General features: G+C 64.0%; 21 protein-coding genes. 7 read left to right on the top strand and 14 right to left on the bottom strand.

Features of this window, described 5'->3' with window-relative positions; all coding sequences use genetic code 11:
- Positions 1-29 precede the first annotated feature (29 nt).
- Positions 30-1,661 (bottom strand): methyl-accepting chemotaxis protein, encoded by a 1,632-nt coding sequence (locus QQS38_RS00890; RefSeq protein WP_479643491.1) that lies wholly within the window; start codon positions 1,659-1,661, stop codon positions 30-32.
- Positions 1,662-2,092: 431 nt separating this feature from the next.
- Here QQS38_RS00890 and QQS38_RS00895 point away from each other — a divergent pair, with 431 nt between their 5' ends.
- Both QQS38_RS00895 and mscL read left to right on the top strand, forming a co-directional pair.
- The gene (locus QQS38_RS00895; protein WP_479643492.1) at positions 2,093-3,496 is read left to right on the top strand and encodes a methyl-accepting chemotaxis protein; all 1,404 of its coding nucleotides are present in this window, start codon (positions 2,093-2,095) and stop codon (positions 3,494-3,496) included.
- A gap of 176 nt (positions 3,497-3,672) precedes the next feature.
- Positions 3,673-4,113, top strand: coding sequence for a large conductance mechanosensitive channel protein MscL (gene mscL, locus QQS38_RS00900; protein WP_479643493.1), 441 nt, complete (start codon positions 3,673-3,675; stop codon positions 4,111-4,113).
- Positions 4,114-4,190: 77 nt separating this feature from the next.
- Here mscL and QQS38_RS00905 read toward each other — a convergent pair whose 3' ends face one another.
- Positions 4,191-6,179, bottom strand: a complete 1,989-nt coding sequence (locus QQS38_RS00905; protein WP_479643494.1) for a hybrid sensor histidine kinase/response regulator — start codon at positions 6,177-6,179, stop codon at positions 4,191-4,193.
- 37 nt (positions 6,180-6,216) lie between these two features.
- Entirely contained in the window at positions 6,217-7,824 is a 1,608-nt protein-coding gene (locus tag QQS38_RS00910; protein ID WP_479643495.1) for a sensor histidine kinase, read from the bottom strand.
- A 395-nt stretch (positions 7,825-8,219) separates the two neighbouring features.
- Here QQS38_RS00910 and QQS38_RS00915 point away from each other — a divergent pair, with 395 nt between their 5' ends.
- Positions 8,220-8,702 carry a hypothetical protein gene (locus QQS38_RS00915; RefSeq protein WP_479643496.1) on the top strand — a complete coding sequence of 161 codons (483 nt, stop codon included), beginning with the start codon at positions 8,220-8,222 and terminating at the stop codon, positions 8,700-8,702.
- Between the two features lie 43 nt (positions 8,703-8,745).
- On the opposite strand, the gene QQS38_RS00920 is transcribed toward QQS38_RS00915, so the two are convergent.
- Positions 8,746-9,645, bottom strand: coding sequence for an NAD(P)-dependent oxidoreductase (locus QQS38_RS00920; protein ID WP_479643497.1), 900 nt, complete (start codon positions 9,643-9,645; stop codon positions 8,746-8,748).
- A gap of 112 nt (positions 9,646-9,757) precedes the next feature.
- Here QQS38_RS00920 and QQS38_RS00925 point away from each other — a divergent pair, with 112 nt between their 5' ends.
- Positions 9,758-9,967 (top strand): dodecin, encoded by a 210-nt coding sequence (locus QQS38_RS00925; protein WP_479643498.1) that lies wholly within the window; start codon positions 9,758-9,760, stop codon positions 9,965-9,967.
- A 52-nt stretch (positions 9,968-10,019) separates the two neighbouring features.
- Here QQS38_RS00925 and QQS38_RS00930 read toward each other — a convergent pair whose 3' ends face one another.
- The 4 genes from QQS38_RS00930 to QQS38_RS00945 form a co-directional block, all read right to left on the bottom strand.
- The gene (locus QQS38_RS00930; protein WP_479643499.1) at positions 10,020-11,105 is read right to left on the bottom strand and encodes a BMP family ABC transporter substrate-binding protein; all 1,086 of its coding nucleotides are present in this window, start codon (positions 11,103-11,105) and stop codon (positions 10,020-10,022) included.
- Positions 11,106-11,154: 49 nt separating this feature from the next.
- Positions 11,155-12,084: an ABC transporter permease gene (locus QQS38_RS00935; RefSeq protein WP_479643500.1), complete on the bottom strand. Its 930-nt coding sequence runs from the start codon at positions 12,082-12,084 to the stop codon at positions 11,155-11,157.
- 65 nt (positions 12,085-12,149) lie between these two features.
- Complete coding sequence (locus QQS38_RS00940; RefSeq protein WP_479643501.1) at positions 12,150-13,253, bottom strand: ABC transporter permease; 1,104 nt, start codon at positions 13,251-13,253, stop codon at positions 12,150-12,152.
- 55 nt (positions 13,254-13,308) lie between these two features.
- Positions 13,309-14,901, bottom strand: coding sequence for an ABC transporter ATP-binding protein (locus QQS38_RS00945; RefSeq protein ID WP_479643502.1), 1,593 nt, complete (start codon positions 14,899-14,901; stop codon positions 13,309-13,311).
- Between the two features lie 315 nt (positions 14,902-15,216).
- Between QQS38_RS00945 and QQS38_RS00950 the strand changes: the two genes are divergently transcribed.
- Complete coding sequence (locus QQS38_RS00950) at positions 15,217-16,149, top strand: LysR substrate-binding domain-containing protein (RefSeq protein WP_479643503.1); 933 nt, start codon at positions 15,217-15,219, stop codon at positions 16,147-16,149.
- A gap of 110 nt (positions 16,150-16,259) precedes the next feature.
- On the opposite strand, the gene QQS38_RS00955 is transcribed toward QQS38_RS00950, so the two are convergent.
- Entirely contained in the window at positions 16,260-17,666 is a 1,407-nt protein-coding gene (locus tag QQS38_RS00955) for an 8-oxoguanine deaminase (protein ID WP_479643504.1), read from the bottom strand.
- Positions 17,667-18,001: 335 nt separating this feature from the next.
- On the opposite strand from QQS38_RS00955, the gene uraH reads away from it, so the two are divergent.
- Positions 18,002-18,355, top strand: coding sequence for a hydroxyisourate hydrolase (gene uraH / locus QQS38_RS00960; protein WP_479643505.1), 354 nt, complete (start codon positions 18,002-18,004; stop codon positions 18,353-18,355).
- Positions 18,356-18,397: 42 nt separating this feature from the next.
- On the top strand, positions 18,398-19,591 hold the full coding sequence (locus tag QQS38_RS00965; RefSeq protein ID WP_479643506.1) for a urate hydroxylase PuuD: 1,194 nt from the start codon (positions 18,398-18,400) through the stop codon (positions 19,589-19,591).
- 319 nt (positions 19,592-19,910) lie between these two features.
- On the opposite strand, the gene QQS38_RS00970 is transcribed toward QQS38_RS00965, so the two are convergent.
- From QQS38_RS00970 to alc, 5 genes are all read right to left on the bottom strand, one after another.
- Complete coding sequence (locus tag QQS38_RS00970; RefSeq protein WP_479643507.1) at positions 19,911-20,378, bottom strand: hypothetical protein; 468 nt, start codon at positions 20,376-20,378, stop codon at positions 19,911-19,913.
- 140 nt (positions 20,379-20,518) lie between these two features.
- Positions 20,519-20,809 (bottom strand): flagellar transcriptional regulator FlhD, encoded by a 291-nt coding sequence (flhD, locus tag QQS38_RS00975; RefSeq protein WP_479643508.1) that lies wholly within the window; start codon positions 20,807-20,809, stop codon positions 20,519-20,521.
- Positions 20,810-20,943: 134 nt separating this feature from the next.
- Positions 20,944-21,084: a hypothetical protein gene (locus tag QQS38_RS00980; RefSeq protein ID WP_479643509.1), complete on the bottom strand. Its 141-nt coding sequence runs from the start codon at positions 21,082-21,084 to the stop codon at positions 20,944-20,946.
- Positions 21,085-21,353: 269 nt separating this feature from the next.
- On the bottom strand, positions 21,354-21,881 hold the full coding sequence (locus QQS38_RS00985) for an ureidoglycolate lyase (RefSeq protein ID WP_479643510.1): 528 nt from the start codon (positions 21,879-21,881) through the stop codon (positions 21,354-21,356).
- Positions 21,878-22,891 carry an allantoicase gene (gene alc / locus QQS38_RS00990; RefSeq protein WP_479643511.1) on the bottom strand — a complete coding sequence of 338 codons (1,014 nt, stop codon included), beginning with the start codon at positions 22,889-22,891 and terminating at the stop codon, positions 21,878-21,880. Before alc ends, QQS38_RS00985 begins: the two co-directional genes overlap by 4 nt.
- Positions 22,892-22,930: the final 39 nt, after the last annotated feature.

The following is a 22,930-nucleotide window of genomic DNA, read 5'->3' on the forward strand; positions in this document are numbered from 1 at the left end:
CTGCGAAACCGGCGCTTGGCGCCACGGCTTCAGCCGGCCAGCGCCGGCAACGCGGTGTGCGCATCGTGCGCGACTCGGGACGTAGCCGCGCGTGGCGCCGCTTCGAGCGCATACGCTTCGACGCGGAATGCGGCGACGGCCGCATCGAGCTGCGCCGCCTGCTCCTGCAGCGAGGACGCCGCCGCAGCAGCCTGCTCGACGAGCGCAGCGTTTTGCTGCGTGACGGAGTCCATCTGCACCACTGCGAGATTGATCTGCTCGATGCCCGTCGATTGTTCGCCGGAGGCCGCGCTGATCTTGCCGATGATGTCGGCGACGCGATGCACGGCCGCGACGACTTGGCCCATGGTCTGACCGGCGCGACCCACCAGTGCGCTGCCGGCCTGCACCTTGTCGGCTGAAGCCGCGATCAGCGATTTGATCTCCTTCGCGGCGCTGGCGCTGCGTTGCGCGAGGCTGCGCACTTCGCCCGCCACCACCGCGAAGCCGCGGCCCTGCTCGCCGGCCCGTGCGGCTTCCACGGCCGCGTTCAGCGCAAGGATGTTCGTCTGGAACGCGATGCCCTCGATCACGCCGATGATGTCGCCGATTTGGTTCGAGCTCGTTGCGATGTCCTCCATCGTGCGCACGACGTCGCTCACGACCTCGCCGCCGCGAGCCGCCGTTTCCGACGCATCGTGCGCGAGGCCGCTCGCCTCCACCGCGTGCGCAGCGTTGAGCTTCACCGTCGAGGTCAATTGCTCCATGCTCGACGCCGTTTCCTGCAACGAGGCCGCTTGCTGTTCGGTGCGCTGCGACAGGTCGGCGTTGCCCGTCGCGATTTCGCGCGCACCGTGCATGATCGCTTCCGAACCGGTGCGCACGCGCGACACCGTCGCCACGAGCGCCGCCTGCATGCTTTGCAGGCCGATCAGCAAACGTCCCATTTCGTTGTTGCTGGTGGCGTTGATCGCGCCCGTCAAGTCCCCCGACGCGATGCGCTCGCAGTGGCGCACGACACTGTCGATGGGCCGCACGACGGCTGCGACGAGCGCCGCGCGCGCGAACAACCCGATGATGAATGCGATGGCCGCGATGATCGCCGCCCCCGTCGCCAGCGTGTGAAAGAGCGCTTGGGACGCCGCATAGCGCGCTTCCTGATGTGTGACCTGCAACGCCTCGAGTTCGCCGATCGCCGTTTCGTAACGGGCGTAGAGGTCATTCGCAGTCTGCCCCTGAAGCGTGCGGAACGTGTTGAAGTCATTTTGCTCGAGCGCTTGAAACTCCGGCTCGATCGCTTGCTTCACGAGCGCCGTGCGCGCCGCCGTGACGGTGTCGGCAAGCCGCGACTCGTTCTCGTCACGCGGCTTCTTCAAATACTCGGCCCATTGCGCATCGCTGTCCTTGAGCACGCCATGCGCCTTGGGCAGCAGGTCGTCACCGGCCTTGCCCATCGAAAATAGGGTCTCGTAGCTGCCGAGCGCAAGGCGCACCTGGAGCATGCGCTCGGAGCTCGTCTTCAAATGCGTCAGCGCGGCCGTATCGGTCGCGTACATTTGCTGCAGAGCATCGTTGCTCTGCTTCAGACCCAACATGCCGGCGGCCATTGCCGCCATCAGCGCGAGCGTATAGCCCGCGATCGTGAGCGTCAGCCCGCCGCGAATCGTAAAGCGTTTGAACATGGCTACGTCGTGCGCGCGCTGGTCGCCCAAGCGTGGCACGGTCCCCCTCTGCGTGGTGGTGGTAATGCGCGCACTGTCGGCTCTTCTGGTGGAGCGTCGAATGGTCCCGGCCTGCTGCGAGAGGTCTATCGGGCGCGTCGTGCGTGCGAAGGTTCTCGCGCAATCTAAGCGTTTCGAGACGAATGCGCAATGGCTGGAAGCACTATTGTCATACTATCGACTTCCCCCCTTCAGCCAAGCCCCATGCCGTCCGTAAACACAGAGGACAGCCTGGCGACGCCTCGCCCGAACCGGTGCCAGGATCGCGCACCGGCGCGTAAGCGTCACGTAAGCTGACTTGGTTAGATATGGGCTGCAAGCCGCATTTCGCGGCGGCAATAGACGAACGACAGAGCGGCGGATCGAACGGGATCCGCCCAAAGGAGACCTTCATGCGCTTGATCTTGCGCCGGCGTAGCGCCGCGCGTTCGCTCGTGGCGGACATCGCCGAGCACGCGAGCAAACTCGGCATGGAGATATGCGATGTCTCCGGCCACGTCGAAGAAGTTGCGAGCCGCGTCGCCCACCATGCTCACGTTTGCCGCTCTTTGCGCGAATCGGCATCGGTGACGATGCAAGGCAATCAGCGTATCGCCGAGGCCGCGCGGCAAGTACGCGTCGTCAGCAGAGAGGCGTCGGGCGCCGTCGAGCAATCGCGGCAAACGCTGGACGCATCGCTATCGGATATACACGGACTCGTCGAAGGCGTGACGGGCATTGCTACGCAAATCGAAGCTTTGCGCGAGGCGCTCGATCACGTCAGCACCGTTTCTGAAGAGATTTCGCTGATCGCGCGGCAAACCCACTTGCTCGCCATCAACGCGGCGATCGAGGCGGCCCGGGCCGGCGAATCGGGCAAGAGCTTCGCGGTGGTGGCGGCGGAAGTCAAAAACCTATCGAGCAAAACTGCACAGGCCACGGCGCAGATCGAAGCGACGCTTGCCCGTCTGACGCAGCAGACCGAACAGCTCATCGCCGACGGCGCCGAAAACACCGCGCGGGCGCATCGCGTCCGGGAAGGGTCGGCGACGATTGGCGGCATCGTGCAATCGACCGGCACCGCCATCAATCAATTGCATGAAGAGGCCGAGCAGATCGCCACGCTGACCGACGACATCGAGGCGCAGTGCCACCAACTCGAGGAGCAAGTAGGCGAGATGGCAAGCGGCGTCGAGCAATCGAGCGAAAACTTCTTGCAGGCGAAGGACCGTATCGGGTCGCTCCTGACCGTGTCCGAAACGCTGATCGAGTTGACTGCCGCAGCCGGAGTGGAAACGCCCGACACCCGCTTCATCGAAGCCGCGCAGCGCACCGCGGCGCTGATCGGCCAACGCTTCGAGCAAGCGCTCGCGCGGGGCGAGATCACGGAAGCCGCGCTCTTCGACGCCAACTACGCACCGATCGCAGGCACCGATCCGCAACAGTTCATGACGCAATTCGCCTCATTCACGGATCGCGTGCTCCCCGATATCCAAGAACCCCTGCTTGCGCTCGACGAGCGCGTGGCGTTTTGCGCGGCAGTGGACGTGCGTGGCTATCTGCCGACGCACAATCGCAAGTTTTCGCAGCCGCAGCGCCCAGGCGAACCGGTCTGGAACGCGGCCAACTGCCGGAACCGACGCATCTTCAACGACCGCACCGGACTTGCGGCTGCGAGCCACACCAAGGCGTTCCTGCTGCAGACCTACCGGCGCGACATGGGCGGCGGCGCATTCGCGATCATGAAAGACGCTTCCGCGCCGATCGTCGTGCACGGCCGCCATTGGGGCGGCCTGAGACTCGCCTATAAGACCTGAGAGATGAAACACCCGAAGGATTGACTATCCGACAATTCGAATGCCTGACGGGCGCCGGCGCGCGCCAAAAATCCTCCCGCACTGATCGACCGTTCGCTATCATGGCCGCGATGGCGTGCGCCTTGCGCCGCTCGATGCGTGCGCCTACAACCCAGTCAAGCAAGGAGGAAAAAACGATGGGTATCGTCAAGGAATTCAGGGAATTCGCGGTCAAAGGCAATATGATGGACCTGGCCGTCGGCGTCATCATCGGCGGCGCGTTTTCCACGATCGTCAATTCGATCGTCAAAGACCTCATCATGCCGATCGTCGGCGTTGCCACGGGCGGCCTGGACTTCTCGAACAAGTTCGTGCGCCTCGGCGATATCCCGCCCTCCTTCAAAGGCAACGCCGATTCGTTCAAAGACTTGCAATCGGCCGGCGTGGCCGTGTTCGGCTATGGCTCGTTCATCACGGCCGTCATCAATTTCGCCATTCTCGCGCTGATCGTGTTTGCGATCGTCAAATTCATGAACTCGCTGCGCAAGCGCGAGGAAGCCGCGCCGGCGGCGCCCGCCGCTCCGCCGGAAGACGTCGTCTTGTTGCGCGAGATCCGCGACGTGCTCAAGCAGCGTTGAGCAAAGCGATGAGGCAGCGATAGCTTCGCTCGGCGATACCCCGAGCGGGCCCGCCGCGCAAACACCGAAACGCGCGCCTATCCCGCGCGCTGCGGCGCCCCGCCTTGGCCTTTCGCCTCGGCCGTGCGCTGTATCAGCACTTCCAATTGCGAGAAGTTGACCGGCTTGGTCAGATGGGCTGTAAATCCGGCCGCTAGGCACCGCCGTATGTCTTCGTCCGAGCCATAGCCCGTCAAGGCAATGGCCGGCACCTGCGAGCTGCGGCGCACCGAACTGACGAAATCGAGGCCCGTTCCATCGGGCAACCCCACGTCGCTCACGATCAGATCGAAGGTGCGCGCTCGCGTGGCGGCGAGCGCTTCCGCGACGGACGCCGCTACCGCTACGTCGTGACCGAGCGAGCGCATCAAATGCGCCATCACGTCGGCCGTATCGACGTGATCCTCCACCAACAGAATGGCGATTCGTTCATCGGCTGCGGCGCGCGCCGATACCGGGGGCACCGGCTCGGCAGCGGGCGCCGACGTCGTCGGCAACGCAATCGCGAACGTGGCGCCGCAATGCGGCCCGGGGCTGCGCGCACTCACCGAGCCGCCGTGGGCATCGGTCAACGCCTTCGTAATCGCAAGGCCCAGCCCGAGCCCGCCGAACTGCTGGGTCATGCGTTGGCTGCCTTGCTCGAAAGCATTGAACAGTTTGCCGATCTGCTCCGGCGCGATCCCGATGCCCGTGTCCTCGATTTCGACTTCGATGCGCATGCGCGCATCTCGCGTGCGCACGTAGATATGGCCACCGTCGGGCGTGAATTTCGCGGCATTGCGCACGAGATTCCACAGCATCTGCTGCAACCTCGCCGGATCGGCCAGCACGTAATGATTCTTGGCGCTTTTCTCGACGTGCACGTCGAGCGCCTTCACCTGGATCTCGGCGTGAAACAGTTCGAGCACACTGTCGATGACGTCGTGGACGTCGACCGTTTCCAGCGCGAGCCGCAGCTTGCCGTTCGCCACGCGCGTCAAATCGAGCAAATCGTCGATCAGGCGCGCTTCGAGTTCGATGTTGCGTCGAATCATCTTGACGCACGACTGCGCCGCGCCAGGCAACTCCGGCATCGTTTCCAACACGCGCGTGCCGGCGAGCACGGGCGTGAGCGGCGTGCGCAGCTCGTGAGAGAGCATGGCCAGGAAGCGGTCCTTGGCCCGGTTGGCTTCCTCCGCCGTCTGGCGCGCGCACTGCTCGGCCGTCAAGAGCCGTTCGCGCTCTTCCATCGCCTCGCGTTGCGACTGGATGTCGGTGCAACTGGCGAACCACTTCCCGACCCCACCGCTCGCGTCCCTAACCGCGGCAATACGCATGTCGAACCAGCGATAGGTGCCGTCGGCGGCACGCAGGCGCAGTTCGTGCCGGTAGTCGGCCCCGGCCGCGCCGCTCACGGCGTCGAGCCACGAGCGGCGCAGCACATCACGATCGTGGGGGTGGACGGCGGCAAGCCACCCGAGCCCACGCGAAGCGGCCTCGTCCAAACCGGTGTAGGCATACCACTGTTTCGAAAAGAAATCGCACTCCCCGCGCGCATTGCTCGTGAACACGAGATGGGGCAACGCCTCCGACAAGCTGCGGTAATGCGCCTCGCGGTCGCGCAGCAGCAACGCCTCGGCCGACGCACGCTGCAATCGAACCTGGGTCAGGACGCGCTCGACGGCCTCCGGCAAATAGTCGAGGTACCCGCCGGACTTCGGCACGACGTCGGATACGCCCGCGCGCAATGCCTCGATCACGCGCGATTCATCGGTGAACCCGGTAACGAGGATCGCGGGCAACGTGACGCCCTCGGCGCGCAAGCGGCGGAAGAAATCGAGGCCGGTCTCGGCGCTGCCGAGTTGATAGTCGAGCACGAGCAGATCGGGCGCGTCGGCGGCAAGCTGCGCGTGCGCAGCCTTCACGCTCGGATAGCCGAATACGCGACAGCCTGCGCGCTCGAGCGACTTGCGCGCTAAGCGCAAAATGCCCTCGTCGTCATCGATGATGAGTACGCGGGCGCCTTCCTGGCGAGAAACTTCGGTCATGCTCAATTTTGGCTCATTCGGCTCGATGCCTTATGCATCAAGTCATTCGCAACGGCTGCTCTGGCAACGTCACGTAAAAAGTCGAACCGACGCCCTCCGTCGATTCGACCCATGCACGTCCACCGTGCCGCTCGGTCACCCGGCGCACGAGGGCGAGGCCAATGCCGTCGCCTTTGGCCCGATCGCCGTGCAAGCGTTGAAAAGCGCTAAACATTTTCGGCATGCAAGCGGCGGGAATGCCGAGCCCGTTATCGCGCACGTAGTATGTTCGCATTCTAGGCGCTCGTTCGCCGACCTCGGGCTGCGGCTGCTCGAGCGTGCCGATTTCGATGCGGCCGGGGCGGGAAGTGTCGAGATAGTTCACCGCGTTGCCGATCAAATTGGCGAAAATCTGCTCGATCGCCGTGGGGTCGCCCCACACGGGCGGCAGCTCGCCGACCGACACGACCGCACCGCGCTCGGCGATCGCCTGGTGCAGCGATTCCACGACGCGAGCGACCGCGCGGGCCACGCTTACGCGCTGCCACTGATATTCGAGCCGGCCCGCGCGGGAAATCCGCAGTAGCGCGTCGATGATCGAGGCCGAACGTGCCACCGCGGTGCGCAAATAGTGCAGCGCTTCGCTCAGATTGCCGTCGAGCACCCGCGTGATGCGCGAGCGCTCCGCCTCCGGCAAGCGGGCGGCGTCGAGCATCGTGCGCAACTCGTCGCACGACACTTGCAATTCGCGCGAGAACCCTTGCAGGTTCACGAGCGGCGAGCGCAGATCGTGCGAGACACTATAGATGAACATGTCGTTGTCCTGCTTTTGCTGGCGCAGATTATCGTTCACCTGCGTCAACTCTTGCGCACGCATCTCGAGCGTAGCCTGCAACGTAGCCTGATCGTGCTCCGCTTCGGTCAAGCGTTGGCTCGTCCGGTGCAACGCCGCGTCGAGTTGCGCCAATTCGTCGTCGCCTGCCAGCGGCGCGCCGAGCGCCTGGGAACGCCCCAGCCGCTGCGCATTGGCCGTCAACGTGCGCAGGCGCCGCCCGATGTTGCCGGCGAACGCCAGCGCCGCGATCGCCCAAATCAGCATCGAACCCGCGATGGCGGCGATCAGCGCATAGCGCTGCTGCTCACGCGTGGCGGCCAGCTCCGAACTGCGCTCGGCGTCGAGCCGCGATTCGTCGGCCACGAATGCGCCCAGTTCATCGCGAAACGTTTGGATAGGCGGCGGCAGCGGCGCACTGTCGAGCGAGGCCAATTGCAGGCGCTGCTCATCGTGCAACGCCGCATAAACCTTGTCCGTCAGCGCCCGGTAGTCATTGACGGCTTCGCGCATGCGCCGCACCCGCTCGACCTGCAGCGGATCGTCCGCCACGAGCCTCTCGAGCCGCGACAGCCGATCGCCCAGATCGACCCACACGACATGCCGATCGATGAACGAAGGATCGCCGACGATGAGGCCCGCACGCACGCGCGACGCCTCGCGCAATAGAGGATCGACGATGGCCGACGCCTGATAGAGCACCTGTTTGCTGTGCGATGCCCATTGGCCCGCTTGTGCAGCCTGCTCCTGCGTCTTCGACAGCATGCCGACGAGCGCCAACTCGATCAAGCTCGGCACGGCGATCAGCAGCAGTCCCTTCGTGAATAGTTTCATGCGTCCTTGGCGGCCCATCGAGTCGTCTCGCACGGGTCGAGCGAGCCGCGCCGCAGGCTTGTGCGACGGCACGGCGCTTGCATCGCACGACGTGCAAACGTGAAACCGAACCATTATCCGTGCTGTTTCGAGATATTTCAACGGACGATATGCCAGCGCGCATGCCCACAGAAAACGGCATTTTTTATGAGTTGGATCAGCACGGGAACGAAACTCGGGCCTATTATTGCCATAGATGTCGAGCGCAGCGCGACACGACTCGCGCACCCGTTCCGGCATGACTGCATGCGAACCGCGTCGATCGTTCGAGCGGGACCGTAACGGGTCGTGAAGATGCCGATTTCGTATGCTATAAAAGATCGGACGTGCGGCGCGCGAGAGCCGGGAGTGGTCGCATGAGGACGCTGTGTTTCTTGCAATTCTTTTTCAGGCGAATGTTTATGTCCTTCCCGAGAAAGCGTAGGCGCGCGAGCGCGGACAGTAAGGAGTCGTTTCTCGCCGTCCTGCGCCAGTTCAAACCTTTCGTCCAGCTGGATACGAAGATCGCGCGCGCCCGTTCGCAGGATGAGCCCGTGCTCTACGAACATGTCTTGCCGGGGCTCGACGTTCTGCTGTGCACGGTTCGAGGCGCGCAACCGCCCTATCCTGACGTCGACGAATTGCGCCGGCGCTGTCTCGAGTCGATCGCGAACGCGCTCGAACAGCCGCTCGAGGGCCTCGAGAACGGCGGGTACTGGTATGAAACGAATGGGTTCGGCTTTCTCGTCTTCGCGAGCCGGGCGCGCGCGAAGGTTCTCCCCGAATTCGGCGCCGGCGTGGCCGCGCCCAATGCGCGGCGGCAAAACGCGGGCGATGCCGCACCGCGCTCGTTTCGCTGACGCCTCCTGAGTTGGCGGCGCGGCTGATAGGTAGCCGCGGGCGCTACCGCTTGGCGCGCTGCGCGCTCGCCTGCGGTTGGACGATGTCGATAAAGGCCGCCAAATCGGCATCCGCCAGCCCCATCGCCGCGCCCAAGCGCAACATCTGCTGCACCGCGCCCACGACGGGCATGACCGCGCCCGTTTCCCTGGCGGCGTCCGCTACCGTATCGATATCTTTTTGAAACGTTTTCAGCGAACCGAGCGGGGCGTGTCCCGCCTCGGTCATGCGCGGCACGAAGGTGCGCAGAAGAACGGAATCGGCCCAACCGCCCCCTAGCGCTTCGGGTAGACGCGCCGCATCTATCCCCGCCGCATGGGCCAAGCCCACCGCTTCCGCAATGCCCGCCACCGTCGCACAAACGATTGCCTGATTGCAAAGCTTCGTCGTTTGGCCCGCCCCCACCTCGCCCATATGCGTCACGCGGGCGGCATATGCGGCCATGACGGGTGCGAGGGCGGCGATGTCCTCGGCGCTTGCGCCCGCCATGACTGCGAGCGTGCCGGCTTGCGCGCCCGGAACGCCGCCCGACACGGGCGCATCCACCCAACCGATTCCGCATTGAGCCGCGCGGGCGGCAAAGGCGCGCGTCGCGGCGGGCGCGATGCTCGAATGATCGACGATCCAGCGCAGGCGCCCCAACCCGGCCCCGGGTGCGGCCAGCAAGCCGCCGGGGCCGAAAACGACTTCCTCGACGGCGTGCGTGTCGGATACGCACAAGAAAACCGCCTGGGCATGCGCGAGCAAGTCGCACGGCGCGTCGACGACCCGCGCGCCATCGGCCGCCAGCGCTTGCGCCTTCGTGCGCGTGCGATTCCAGACCCATACGTCATGGCCCGCGCGCAGCAGATGCCGAATCATCGGCGCCCCCATCAGCCCGGGCCCGCAAAATCCGAGTTCCATCGTTTCGTGTTCTCCTGCCGATAGGCGGGCCGCCCTGCTACTTGCCCGGGCGCGCCCAACCGTCGTTGCCTATACTGGTTGTTCCATTTGCGACGAAATGCGGAGCCGACTCATGAACGATCACGTCTACAAGTACGTCGAATTGACCGGATCATCGACGAAATCGAGCGACGATGCCGTGCGCTGCGCCATCGAACGCGCATCGAAGACGCTGCGCAACTTGCACTGGTTCGAAGTCACCGAAACGCGCGGGCATATCGACGGCGGCAGCGTCGCACATTGGCAAGTGACCCTCAAGGTGGGACTGCGCTTGGAGGATTGAGCCGGGCGACGCAGAACGCGCCGCCCGCTCGCTCGTTGGCGAACGCAGGCCATTACTTCGGCAGCGAACCGTCGACGCCTTCGACGTACCAATTGAGCCGTTGGAGCTCCGCGTCGGTGAGCGTCTTGCCCGCAGCCACCTTGATCGTGCCCGCTTGATCTTTGATCGGGCCCGTGAAAACGTCGCGGCTACCGCTTGCGATCGCATCGTGCGCCTTCTTCTCGTCCGAGCGCGCCGCAGCATCCACGGACGGGTTCAGATCTTCGAGATCGACTGCCTGCTGGGCCAGCCCCCACCACACCGGGTCATTTTTCCATTTGCCGTCGAGCACTTGTTGGATGGCAGCCATGTAATACACGCCCCAATGCGCTACCACCGAGCCGAGCGCCGCGTTCGGGCCAAACTTCTTCATGTCCGAATCCCACCCGAACGCATGCACCTTCTTCTCCTCGGCCGTCGCCAGCGTCGCGCTCGAATCGGTGTTCTGCAGCAGGACATCGGCGCCCTGCCCGATCAGCGTTTCCGCCGCCTGCTTTTCCTTGCCGGGGTCGAACCAGCTGTTGATCCAAATGACCTTCGTATGGACCTTCGGATTGACCGAGCGAGCGCCGAGCGTATAGGCGTTGATGTTGCGCACGACTTCCGGGATCGGCACCGACGCGACGAACCCTAGCGTGTTCGTCTTGGTCATGTGGCCCGCAACGATGCCCGCGAGATAAGCGCCTTGATACATGCGCACGTCGTAAGTGCCGAAGTTCTTGCTCTTCTTATAGCCCGTCGCATGCAGGAATACGGTGTCGGGGAAGTCTTTCGCCACTTTCAGCTCGAAATCCTGATAACCGAAACTCGAACCGAAAATGATCTTGTTGCCCTTGTTCGCCAGATCTCGAAACACGCGCTCGGAGTCGGCCGATTCCGGCACGTTCTCGACGCGCGTCACCTTGATCTTGTTGCCGAACTTGGCCTCGGCTTGCTTGGAGCCCTGATCGTGCGCGAAAGTCCAGCCCGCATCGCCGGGGTTGCCCAAGTAAACGAAAGCGACGCCCGGCGCATCGGCCGCATGCGCGACGGGCGCAACGGCCGCGCCTAGCGCGAGCGCCGCACCAGCGGCGAGCAGTGGCAACGTTCTTCTTTTCATCGAACTTCTCCAGTGGTGTGGGGGAATCGGTCGATCCGACCTCGCTCGCTCAGCTCGTCGCGAAAAACGGCTTGCCAAGCGAAGCGGGCGCATTGAGCTTGATCGTATTGGGGTTGCGCGAGATGACGGCCAGCACGACGATCGTCGCCAAGTACGGCAGCATGGCGAGGGCCTGTGTCGGCACCGGCACACCCACCGCCTGCGCATAAAACTGCAAGCCCGTGACCGCGCCGAACAGCAGCGCGCCGAGCAGCAAGCGCCAAGGACGCCACGTGGCGAACACGACCAGCGCGAGTGCGATCCAGCCTCGGCCCGAGGTCAGTTGTTCCTGCCATAGATGCAGGTAGACGATCGAATAGTAACCGCCCGCGAGCCCCGCCATGCCGCCGCCGAACAACGTCGCGCCGTAGCGCACGCCGATCACCGGGAAGCCGACCGAATGGGCCACCGCGGGCGATTCGCCCACCGAGCGCAGCACGAGCCCCGCCCGCGTCCGGTAAAGAAACCACCCAACGAGTGCGAAGGCCGCGAACGCGAGATAACCCAGCGGCGTCAGCGCGAACAGCGCCGGCCCTAGCACCGGAAGCTTGGCCAGCCCCGGCACGGGCCACGCTTCGATCGTCGCGCTGACCGACGCCGATGTATACGGCTTGCCGACATAGGCCGACAAGCCGATGCCGAAGATCGTGAGCGAAAGCCCGGTCGCAACCTGATTGGCTAGCATCGTCAGCGTGAGAAAGCCGAACAGCAACGCCATCGCGACACCGGCCGCCATCGACGCCGCCACGCCTAGCCACGGGTGCCCGGTCGTGACCGTGACGGCATAACCGGTCACCGCGCCCATCAACATCATCCCTTCGACGCCCAGGTTCAGCACCCCCGACTTTTCAGTGACGAGTTCGCCGATGCCCGCGAACATCAGCGGTATCGCGGCGACGACCGCACTCGAAGCAAGATTGCCGGCTTGTTGGATATCCATGATTCGTTCTATTTCGATTGGCTAGTCATGCGCTTGCACCGCGCGCCCGGTCGGATCTCGCGCGCTCATCCATGCGCGACGCGGGGCGCCCGGCGCAGACGGTAATTGACGAACAAGTCGGCTCCGAGCAAACAAAACAGCAATAGGCCCTGGAAAACGCCCGACAGCGCTTGCGGCAATTGCATCGACGTTTGCACCGCCTCGCCCCCCAAATACAGCAACGCCATCAACAAGCTCGCGAGCACGATGCCGAGCGGATGCAGCCGCCCGACGAACACGACGATGATCGCGGTGAAGCCGTAGCCGGGCGACCAACTCGCCTGCAACTGCCCGATCGGCCCTGCAATTTCACCCATGCCCGCGAGCCCGGCCAACGCTCCGCTGATGAGCAGCGACATCCAAACCGTGCGCGTATCGGAGAAGCCCGCATAGCGCGCGGCGAGCGGGGCAAGCCCTCCCACGTTCATGCGAAAACCGGCGAAGCTCTTGCGCATGAACAGCCACGCGAGCGGCACGGCCGCCAGGGTCACGAAAATCGAAGCATTCAGACGCGTACCGCGCAACCAATGCCAATGCCAGTCGCCGCCGAAAGTCGGGTAGAGCGCATCGCCCGAGAACATCTCCGAGATCGGGAAGTTCATTCCTTGCGGGTCGCGCCACGGCCCGCTCACGAGGTAGATCAGCAATTGCGTCGCCACATAGGTCAGCATGAGGCTCGTCAAGATCTCGTTGGTGTTGAACCGCGTTTTCAGGAAAGCGGGAATCGCGGCCCAAACCATGCCGCCGAGGATGCCGGCGCCCATCATCGAGAACAGGATCCACCCGCCGCTCGCTTGATCGAAGTGGATGGCGACGCCGCTAGCGGCCATGCCGCCCGCCAGCATTTGACCTTCCGCGCCGATGTTCCAGACGTTGGCGCGATAGCCGATAGCGAGGCCAAGGCCGATCAAGCATAACGGCGAAGCTTTGAGCAGCAGTTCCGACCAGCCATTGACGTTCGCGAGCGGTTCGACGAAAAAGGCGTGCATCGCTTGAGCGGGGTCGCGCCCGACGAGGCCGAAGATCACGAACCCGATAGCGAGGGTCAACAGGGCGGCGATTGCCGGCACCGCGAGTTGCATCGTTCGCGAGGGCGTCGGTCGGGCTTCGATTCGGTAGGGAAAATACATGGTCTATGCGAGCGTCGATAGTTCGAATGTAAGGGTCGGCACGGCGCCGGCGCCCTCAAGCATGGACAGCTTGCTGCGCCGGCGGCGCAGCCCCGCGATCGCCGAAGAGGCCCGCCATCCACAAGCCGATCTCTTCAGCGTTGGTCTCGCCCGTCTTGCGCGAGGGCGACAAGCGCCCGCGCGCGAGCACCGCGATCCGATCGCAAATGTCGAACAGCTCGTCGAGTTCCTCCGAGATGACGAGCACGGCCACTCCCTTGGCCGATAGATCGAGTAGTTGCTGCCTGATAAAGGCCGATGCACCGACGTCCACGCCCCATGTCGGCTGCGCGACCACGAGCACCTTCGGCGCCTGCAGCAGCTCGCGGCCGACGATGAATTTTTGCAAGTTGCCGCCCGAGAGCGACTGCGCCAACGCATCGGGGCCGCCGCAGCGCACGTCGAACGCTTCGATGCAGCGCGATGCGAAGGCGCGGATCGCTCGCGCGCCGATCCAGCCGTGACGGACCATGCCCGCTTGCCGATGCGCGGTGAGGAGTCCATTTTCGGCGAGCGACATCGCGGGCACGGCGCCACGCCCGAGCCGCTCCTCGGGCACGAAGGCGAAGCCGAGGCGGCGCCGAGCGCCGGCCGAGAGCCGGCCCGCGCTTTCGCCGCAGATCGTGACGGCATCTGCCGCGGCAGCCACGCGCCTTTCGCCCGATAGCGCCGCGAGCAACTCCGCTTGCCCGTTGCCCGATACGCCTGCGATGCCGAAGATTTCGCCGGCATGCACGTCGAACGTCACGTTTTCCAGCGAGGTGCCGAACGGGTCGTCGCTCGCCACCGACAATTGCTTGACGCTCAGCAACGCCGCGCCCGGCGCATGCGCACGGCGCGTGTAATCGGGCAGCGCATGGCCCACCATCAACTGCGCGAGCGAAGCGTGCGTCTGCTCGCGAGGCCGGACCTGGCCCGTGACGCGCCCGCCGCGCATGACCGTCGCCGTATCGCAAAGCTCTTGGATTTCATCTAGCTTGTGGCTGATGTAGAGCACGCTGCAGCCCTGCTGCGCCAATCGTTTCAGCGTATCGAACAGCTTGCGCACGGCCTGCGGCGTAAGCACCGAGGTCGGCTCGTCCATGATGAGCAGCCGCGGATGCTGCAGCAGGCAGCGCACGATCTCGACGCGCTGGCGCTCGCCCACGGTCAGGCTGTGCACGTGCCGCTGCGGGTCGATATCGAGCCCGTACTCGTGCGATACCTCGCGAATGCGCTTGCCGAGCGCACCGAGGTCGAAAGGCTCGTCGAGCGCGAGGGCAATGTTTTCGCCCACGGTCAGCGTCTCGAACAAAGAGAAGTGCTGGAAAACCATGCCGATACCGAGCTTGCGCGCCTGCGCGGGGCTGCCGATCTCGACGACGTCGCCCTCCCACCGAATCTCGCCCGCATCGGGGCGCACCGAGCCGTAGATGATTTTCATCAGCGTGCTCTTGCCCGCGCCGTTCTCGCCCAGCACCGCGTGAATCTCACCCGGCGCCACGACGAGATGCACATCGTCGTTGGCGCGCACCGACGGATATTGCTTGCTGATGCCCGCCAGCGCCAGCCGCGGCACGATGGCGTGGCCCGCGCCCGCGGCATCGCGGAAAGTTGATTGATTGCTCATGAGATCCGTCGCCGAACGTTCCTGCTGTCTGCCCGCTCTTCTGCTTCAATGCGACGTGCGCTTCGCCCATCGCCCCCGTTTCTCCTGCTGCGCGTCATGCGAGGTTCGTCCCGCTCGCCGTCCTCCGCCTGCCGCGCCGTGGGCCCGACGATACCCAAATCGCGCCCGAGCGTCGAGCCGCCAATATCGTGCGAGCGCTCGATTCGACCTATGCGCCACACGGGTTTATGTGAGCTTGACGCGTTTTAACAGACATATTAAAAATCACATACCCGAACCCACGATCGATCAGCCTAACCATATATTGGAGCAACCATGAGTCAGCAACGCGAGGCGATCGATACGTACCTCTTGCGCGTCTTGCACACCCTCTTGATGGAGCGCAGTGTCACGCGCGCAGCCGTCAAGCTCAACCAATCGCAACCGGCTATCAGCGCCGCACTGCGCCGCCTGCGCGACATCACGGGCGACCCGCTGCTCGTGCGCGGCAAGTCGGGCATGGTGCCAACCGAATACGGCCTGCGCCTGCTCGAGCCCGTTCAAAACGCCTTGCGCGAAATCGAGCGCATTCGTTTCCAGCAGCACAACTTCGATCCTGCCACGTCGATTCGTTGCTACCGCATCGGCTGTCCCGACTATCTGAATGTCCTGTTCGTGCCGACCGTCGTCGAGCGCTTCAGGCAGGCCGCACCCAACGCTCAATTGGAATTCCATTCGCTCGGCCCCTCTTTCGACTACGAGTTGGCGCTCGAAGACGGTAAGCTCGACGTCGTCGTCGGCAATTGGCCCGAACCGCCCGAGCAGTTGCACCTGTCGAATCTGTTCGTCGACGAGATCGTCTGTCTCATGAGCAATACGCACCCGTTCGCCAAACGCGGGACGCTCACGCTCGATCAATATCTGAACGCCCCGCACCTCGCGCCTTCCCCGTATTCGGTCGGCCAGCGCGGCGCGATCGACGTCCACCTCGCGCGCGAGCGGCTAAAGCGCCACGTCGTCGTCACGTTGCCGTACTTCAATCTCGCCCCGTACGTGCTCGTCAAATCGGACCTCATCTTCACGACGACGCGCCTGTTCGCCGACCACTACGCCAAATTCTTACCGCTCACCGTGCTGCCCGCGCCCCTCGACTTCCCGCCGATGCAGTATTACCAGTTGTGGCACGAGCGCTGCCACTATTCCGACGAAGTGCGATGGCTGCGCAGTCTCGTGGCCGAAGCAACGCACGCGCTCGTCGATCGCCCGTAACGGGGCGGCCTGCACCGTTGCGGCCGGCGCGCTCACGCGCTACGCGGGCCCGCCGGCTCGGGCACGAACGCCGGCTCCAGCGCGACTCGCAGAGCGGCGCGCGATTTCCGTCAAGCGAGGCGCGCCGCTTCCCCCAACGAGCGTGCCAGCCGGTTATGGCGCTCGAGCAGCGGCCGCAGTTCGAGCGTCGTCAATCGGCCCTCTTGCACGATGACCTCGCCGTTGATCACGCTCATCGTCACCTGCGACGGAGCGCAAAACACGAGTGCCGCAACCGGATCGTGCAGTGCGCCGGCAAAATTCGGCTGATTCAGATCGAATGCAACGAAATCGGCGGCCATACCGGGCGCCAGCGCACCGATGTCGTCGCGCCCCAGCACGGCAGCGCCGCCTAGCGTAGCGATTTCCAGTGCCTCGCGCGCGGTCATTGCATCCGGCCCGAATCCCACGCGTTGCAGCAGCAGCGCCTGCCTCGCCTCGCCGACGAGATGCGCGCCGTCGTTCGACGCCGATCCGTCGACGCCCAGACCGACGGGTACACCCGCATCGCGCATGCGCCGGATCGGTGCAATGCCCGATGCGAGCCGCATGTTGGAACATGGACAATGCGCCACACCGGTGCCGGTACGCGCAAATAACGCGATGCCGGCGGGATCGAGTTGGACGCAGTGCGCATGCCAGACGTCGGCCCCGACCCAGCCCAGATCCTGCGCGTATTCGGCAGGCGTCATTCCGAAGCGCTCGCGGCTGTACGCGACGTCGTTCGCGTTCTCCGCTAGGTGCGTGTGCATCGACACGCCGTACCGGCGGGCCAGCGCAGCCGACTCGCGCATCAGATCGCGGCTCACCGAAAACGGAGAGCACGGCGCCACGACCACCCGCAACATCGCGTAGCGGCCCTCGTCGTGATAGGTTTCGATCAAGCGCTGCGTGTCGGAGAGGATATCGGCCTCGCGTTCGACGAGCGAATCGGGCGGGAGCCCTCCGTCCTTCTGCCCCACGCTCATACTGCCGCGGCTCGCATGAAAACGCATGCCGATGCGCGCCGCCGCCGCGATGCTGTCGTCCAGCCTGCTGCCGTTCGGATACAAGTAGAGATGATCGCTCGAGGTCGTGCAGCCCGACAGGAGCAGTTCGGCCATCGCCGTAAGCGTCGACACCTCGATCATCTCGGGCGTCAGATGCGCCCACACGCGATACAGGCTCGTCAGCCAACCGAACAACTCGGCGTTCTGCGCCGCCGGCACCGCACGCGTCAGGCTTTGATACATGTGGTGATGGGTGTTCACGAGCCCGGGCATGACGAGGTGGCCGCGCAGATCAAAGACTTGGTCGGCCTCGCCCGGCAGCTCGCCCGACGGGCCGACCGCCACGATACGATTGCCCTCGACGAACAGCCCTGCATCGCGCAGTTCGCGGCGCTCGCCGTCCATCGTGACGAGCACATCGGCATGCTTGACGAGCATCGTTTTGGGGCGAGTGGCATGGGGCGCGCGCGGGGGCGGTTCAGCGATCATTCGATCTTCCGGGTTGAAACGATTGGCATAACGATCGGAAGCCAAAATAGCGCTGGCAATGTACGCAGGTGCGATACTCGCCTTCACGGTTCCGATATGTTGATTCGATTTCGCCGTTTTCGCGCCGGCGCGGCGCTTCGCCTCATGCGGCCGCTCTTATCTTTCCTATCGCACGCGCGCCGAGTGCCGCCGACTTCATAGAATGGCGATACGGCGCTCGCATCGAATCGCCGACGGGTATGTAGCCACGCGCTGTGGAGCCTCGATCCGCCGCCTGCGCATCGGATCGAGCCGCCCTCACTACTTTTCGCATTCATCTAAGAGGAAAACTGCGAATGGGCAAGCTGACTACCCACGTTCTGGATACGGCGCACGGCCGTCCCGGCGCCGGTATCGCGATCGAGCTGTTCAAGCTCGACGGCGGCGCACGACGCTCGCTCAAGCGGACCGTCACCAATCAGGACGGCCGCTGCGACACTCCGCTTCTCGAAGGCGACGCATTGACCGCGGGCGAATACGAGCTCGTCTTCGACGCCGGCGACTACTTCGCTGCCGCCGGTGTCGTCGTGCCCACGCCCCGCTTCGTCGATCGCGTCGTCTTGCGCTTCGGCATTGCCGACGCCACCGCACACTATCACGTACCGCTCCTAGTCTCCCCCTGGGCTTACAGCACCTATCGCGGCAGCTGATTCCCCCATACCAACGATTATCAGGAGCTTTGGAGGCGTTTCATGGAAGGTTTCATCACCGACTGGCTGAATCTCGCGATTCGCTGGCTGCATGTGATCGTCGCAATCGCGTGGATCGGAGAATCGTTTTATTTCGTTGCGCTGGACAATAGCTTGAGGAAGCCGAAGGATCAAGCGCTCACGGAGCGCGGCGTATTCGGGGAGTTGTGGCATGTGCACGGCGGCGGCTTCTACCATATGCAAAAGTACATGGTCGCGCCCGCGCGAATGCCGGAGGAACTGCACTGGTCGAAATGGCCGTCTTATACGACCTGGATGTCGGGATTCGGCTTGTTCACCGTGCTCTACCTTTGTTCCCCCGAAACCTATCTCATCGACAAGAACGTCCTCGATATGGGGCCTGTCGTCGCAATTGCGGCTGCGCTCGGCTTTTTGGCCGCGGGCTGGATCGTCTACGACTCGCTGTGTCGGCTGTTGGGCCACAACGATCGGCTGCTCGGTGCGATCGTCGGGCTTTACGTGTTGGCTGCCGCGTGGCTCGCCTGCCATATATTCGCCGGCCGTGCGGCATACCTGATCGTGGGCGCGATGCTGGCCACGATCATGTCGGCCAACGTGTTTTTCGTCATCATCCCGGGGCAGCGCAAGATGGTGAACGCCATGCTGAAGGGAGACGCGCCCGATCCGGTATACGGCAAACGCGGTAAGCAGCGCTCCGTGCACAACACGTACTTCACGCTCCCGGTGGTATTCGCGATGCTGTCGAACCACTACGCGATGACGTACACGCACCCCTATAACTGGGCCGTGCTGACCGTCATCATGCTCGCCGGGGCGCTGATTCGCCAGTTCTTCGTCATGCGCCATCGCGGACGAGTGCTGTGGTATCTCCCTGCGGGCGGCATTGCCCTGCTGGCCGCGGCGCTGGCCATTACGCTACCCAAACCCATGGCCCAACAAGCGCAAGCGGCCAACATGCCTGTGGTCAAGCTGGCCGATATCGAACCGATCTTGCAGCAGCGCTGCGTTGCTTGCCACTCGGCGCACCCCACGCTAATGGGCAGTGCACCGGCAGGCGTCCTCTTGGATACACCTGGCGAGATCTCGAAAAACGCGCAGCGGCTGTATCAACAAGCGGTGGTGCTCAAAGCGATGCCGCTAGGCAACGTCACGCAGATGACGAGCGCGGAGCGCGAGAAGGTGGCCGCCTGGTTCAACGCACGCGCGCAGCACTAGCCGTTTGGGCGCTGCCGCCAGGCTGGCGGCGCAAACGCGGTGCGCGCGCCTGAAAAAATAAAACCCCTCTGACCAAGACAAGCCGAGGGGCTGAACTGAACGGACGCAGCCGGAACTGCGCCGCTTATCGCTGCGGCGTTGGGCTTATTTGAAAAGCGCAACCACCGCCAACACGGCAGCCGTAGCGACGGCAAAAATGGACACGCCTGCACTCCAGCGGACGGCGAAGCGATCAATGTTCTCTTGGGACCCGACGAAATTGAGTAGCCTGTTCATCATTCCTCCTTCAAGGTGCCCAAGTGTAACACATTCCCTTCAATCAGCTTACAATCATATGTAATGCCCCGAACAACAACGCGGCTGCGCCGGTCAGCCATACCGCGGCGCTCACCGTTGCGTCCTCAGGCAGACGCATGCTAGTCGGGAGCGGCCATGCGGTGGCTTGCGTCCGGCGGTGCGCGAAGGCGAACGCGCGGTCATCGTGTTGCTTTAGGGTGACGAGCATCACGAGCATCGAGCACGTGAAGGCGATCATCAGAAACGCAGCGATTGCGAGTTCGAATAGGGGAGCCGGCCCCACTTGTCGTTCGAGCGCGGTTGCACTCTCGTATATCGCCGTCGCCGAAATAGCGATGGTGGTCCATAGAAGCTGTCCACCCTTGAGCGACTCGTAAATCAAGAGGCGCGCCACCCCTTTCCCATGCGTGACTGAAAACAGGCCAAGCATGCAGACGGGCCCGGCAATCGGTACGCCTATATTGAGAAGCCACCAGAAAAATGCGTTCATCGGCCGAGCGTGCGAACGTTGTGGATCGAGCGTTCAATGTTACCGCCGATCACCGCTCGGGCGCCGAGCGAGGAGCAATCGTTAGCTAGCCGGCCAAGGAAAGCGCCGCGGTAGCGGTTCGCTGCGCCGCACGGCAGACGTCACGCGGCCTGCGCGTCGAGCCCTTCCCCTTCCGGCACGCGCGCGGCCGGCGGCGTCAATGCAGAGAACATCGAGCGGTCGTTGAAGCGGAAGAAGCATACGAGTTGATCGCATCCGGCCAGCTTGAGTAGCTGGGGGCCCGATAGGTCGACGATGATGTCGGCCACCTGTGTCGACAACCCTAGCCGTTGCACGCCTGCTTCTCGGTCGGCACGCAGCAGGCGCTGGGCGAGCGAGAGATACGACAGGTTGATTTCGCGGATCGATTCGAGGGTCTCGCTACCGTTCATGACTGTCTCCGCCAGAAAATGGTGATTCGGATAAAAGGTCGACGGACTGTATGGCAATCGCAAGGAAGGCCACCCGGTGCTCCATCGTAAAAAGTGTCGCTTAGGCAAACGTTTGCCCTTATGGTCCGAGCAGATCAGCAGCCGTCGCGCTCGTCCGCAACGCCGGCGGCGATCAGGTTGCGAGCGATCTCGCGCAACAGGTGTTGCGTAAGCGCACCCGAACCGCCAAGGCAAAGACGTTGCAGTTCGAGGAGGTCTTGGGCGAAGCGGCTCATGGCGATCTCTCCGGTGATTCGAAGTTGGAAACGTCGGTGCCCGGTTGCGTGGCGCGAAACGTTTTCCTGTGATCAAAGTATCGGCGAGCACCGCGTCAAAACAAATCAGCCGGCGCTGAACCTCACGTAATACGTGGCGGCGCGCTTGTCAGCCATTTCCTACGACAGATGTTCGGCAGGGCTACGCCGCGGCGGGCCCATCTGGCCATGCATGTAAAAACGCCCGCATGACGATGCGGGCGTGATGGCGCGGGCAGACGCCGGGCCTGCTATCGCCGAGCCGCCGCCATGGCCTCGCTGGTAAGCCACAGCGACTCGGGCAAGACCTGTTCGTCGCAGTTGGCCCCTTCGCCGCCGCGGTCGATGACGATGAAATCGCTGATCGCATCGAGCGCGATCAACGGATGGTGCCACACCCCTTTTGCGTAGTTGACGCCCTGCCATCCGCGCGTCACGAAAGCGCGGACCGCTTCCGGCGCGAGCGAGCCTGCGGGGGCGACCACGACCAGATACGGCCGGTCCGTCATCGGCAAAAAAGCCTGCGAGCCTAGGGGGTGACGCTCGAGCATCGTCACTTCGAACGGCATAGTGCGCGGTTGGCCGCGAAACACATTGATGAGCGGCCGCCCTCCGCCATCGCCCACGTCAACGCGTGCGAGATCGTGATAACGCATCGTCGTGCCCGAGTTGATCGGAATCTGACGAGCGCCCTCGAGCTCGATGACGTCGCCGAAGGGCTCGAACGCCGCCCGCGTCAGCGGCTCGATCGTCAGCGATTTGGTACGGGCGCCGCTCATTCCAATTGGCCCCAAGCGCGCAGTCGCGACACGCCGCCATCGGGAATGATATTCAAGCGAAGATGCGTGACGGGGCCGATTGCTGCCAGTTCCGCTTCGAAGAAATGTTGTTTGTCCATCTGCAGCTTCTGCTCGCCGAGCAATATCGGCCAAAACATGGATTGGGTCACGAGCGAGCTGTCCGTGCCGCCCTTGACGTATGCCGCCTGGATCGAGCAGCGATCCGGGTAGTTGCCTTTGAAGAAGGCTGTGTCGACTTCGATCTTCGTAATCGTGCCGGGCCTGGCCAGCGCGACGATGGCCCAATCGTTGCCCGGTTCGCGCCGCCGCCGCGTCTCCCACCCGTCGCCCATGTTCACGCCGCGGCCGGGCATCAGCAGATTCGAGGCGGCACCGAAATGTTGATTGTTCACGGCGACGATATACGCGCCATGTTCCATCGCCGCGAGATCGACCGGCGCGTCGCGCCCCGCTTCCTCCCAATCGACCTGGGGCTGCCCATATACGCGCAACCGCGCCACGCCGCCGTCGGGATACAAGTTCAGCCGCACGTGCGTGTACGCGCGCGTGTCCGCGACCGCGAGGTAGTGATGACTATTGCCCTGCAGCGTCGTCGACGGCACGATCTCGCGCCACTCGGTGTCGCCGTCGGGTTGTGCTCCGCCGGGCACGTGGGCTGCCTCCACCGATGCGGCCGGGGGAAAGTTGCCGGTGAAATGGCTCGTATCGATGTCCAAGCCCGTTACGACGCCTGCGCGCGCCAGCTTCACGATGCACCAGTCGTATCCTGTCGTGCGCTTGCGCCGCGTCTCCCAGCCGTCCATCCATTTGCCGTGATCGTCGTATTTGCCCGGAATGAACACGGCCGGCTCGGCATTGAGCATGCGCTCTTTCGGCGCAAAAAATTCGTCGCTTGCTTCGAGCGCCTGCGCGCCCAGTCGCGGATCGGCCAGGTTCACGTAGCGGCGTGTGAAGTCGGGCGCGTTAGGGTCGAGAATCGGAAGAGCCATCGTTGTCGTCCTTCATGTCTGTCATTGCATTCATGCTGC

The sequence above is a fragment of the Trinickia sp. Z7 genome, assembly GCF_056498045.1.

What these genes read in the sequence shown, in the direction of transcription:
- QQS38_RS00890 (WP_479643491.1), bottom strand. Translation starts at nt 1,661, where the DNA reads ATGTTCAAACGCTTTACGATTCGCGGCGGGCTGACGCTCACGATCGCG.
- QQS38_RS00895 (WP_479643492.1), top strand. Translation starts at nt 2,093, where the DNA reads ATGCGCTTGATCTTGCGCCGGCGTAGCGCCGCGCGTTCGCTCGTGGCG.
- mscL (WP_479643493.1), top strand. Translation starts at nt 3,673, where the DNA reads ATGGGTATCGTCAAGGAATTCAGGGAATTCGCGGTCAAAGGCAATATG.
- QQS38_RS00905 (WP_479643494.1), bottom strand. Translation starts at nt 6,179, where the DNA reads ATGACCGAAGTTTCTCGCCAGGAAGGCGCCCGCGTACTCATCATCGAT.
- QQS38_RS00910 (WP_479643495.1), bottom strand. Translation starts at nt 7,824, where the DNA reads ATGAAACTATTCACGAAGGGACTGCTGCTGATCGCCGTGCCGAGCTTG.
- QQS38_RS00915 (WP_479643496.1), top strand. Translation starts at nt 8,220, where the DNA reads ATGAGGACGCTGTGTTTCTTGCAATTCTTTTTCAGGCGAATGTTTATG.
- QQS38_RS00920 (WP_479643497.1), bottom strand. Translation starts at nt 9,645, where the DNA reads ATGGAACTCGGATTTTGCGGGCCCGGGCTGATGGGGGCGCCGATGATT.
- QQS38_RS00925 (WP_479643498.1), top strand. Translation starts at nt 9,758, where the DNA reads ATGAACGATCACGTCTACAAGTACGTCGAATTGACCGGATCATCGACG.
- QQS38_RS00930 (WP_479643499.1), bottom strand. Translation starts at nt 11,105, where the DNA reads ATGAAAAGAAGAACGTTGCCACTGCTCGCCGCTGGTGCGGCGCTCGCG.
- QQS38_RS00935 (WP_479643500.1), bottom strand. Translation starts at nt 12,084, where the DNA reads ATGGATATCCAACAAGCCGGCAATCTTGCTTCGAGTGCGGTCGTCGCC.
- QQS38_RS00940 (WP_479643501.1), bottom strand. Translation starts at nt 13,253, where the DNA reads ATGTATTTTCCCTACCGAATCGAAGCCCGACCGACGCCCTCGCGAACG.
- QQS38_RS00945 (WP_479643502.1), bottom strand. Translation starts at nt 14,901, where the DNA reads ATGAGCAATCAATCAACTTTCCGCGATGCCGCGGGCGCGGGCCACGCC.
- QQS38_RS00950 (WP_479643503.1), top strand. Translation starts at nt 15,217, where the DNA reads ATGAGTCAGCAACGCGAGGCGATCGATACGTACCTCTTGCGCGTCTTG.
- QQS38_RS00955 (WP_479643504.1), bottom strand. Translation starts at nt 17,666, where the DNA reads ATGATCGCTGAACCGCCCCCGCGCGCGCCCCATGCCACTCGCCCCAAA.
- uraH (WP_479643505.1), top strand. Translation starts at nt 18,002, where the DNA reads ATGGGCAAGCTGACTACCCACGTTCTGGATACGGCGCACGGCCGTCCC.
- QQS38_RS00965 (WP_479643506.1), top strand. Translation starts at nt 18,398, where the DNA reads ATGGAAGGTTTCATCACCGACTGGCTGAATCTCGCGATTCGCTGGCTG.
- QQS38_RS00970 (WP_479643507.1), bottom strand. Translation starts at nt 20,378, where the DNA reads ATGAACGCATTTTTCTGGTGGCTTCTCAATATAGGCGTACCGATTGCC.
- flhD (WP_479643508.1), bottom strand. Translation starts at nt 20,809, where the DNA reads ATGAACGGTAGCGAGACCCTCGAATCGATCCGCGAAATCAACCTGTCG.
- QQS38_RS00980 (WP_479643509.1), bottom strand. Translation starts at nt 21,084, where the DNA reads ATGAGCCGCTTCGCCCAAGACCTCCTCGAACTGCAACGTCTTTGCCTT.
- QQS38_RS00985 (WP_479643510.1), bottom strand. Translation starts at nt 21,881, where the DNA reads ATGAGCGGCGCCCGTACCAAATCGCTGACGATCGAGCCGCTGACGCGG.
- alc (WP_479643511.1), bottom strand. Translation starts at nt 22,891, where the DNA reads ATGGCTCTTCCGATTCTCGACCCTAACGCGCCCGACTTCACACGCCGC.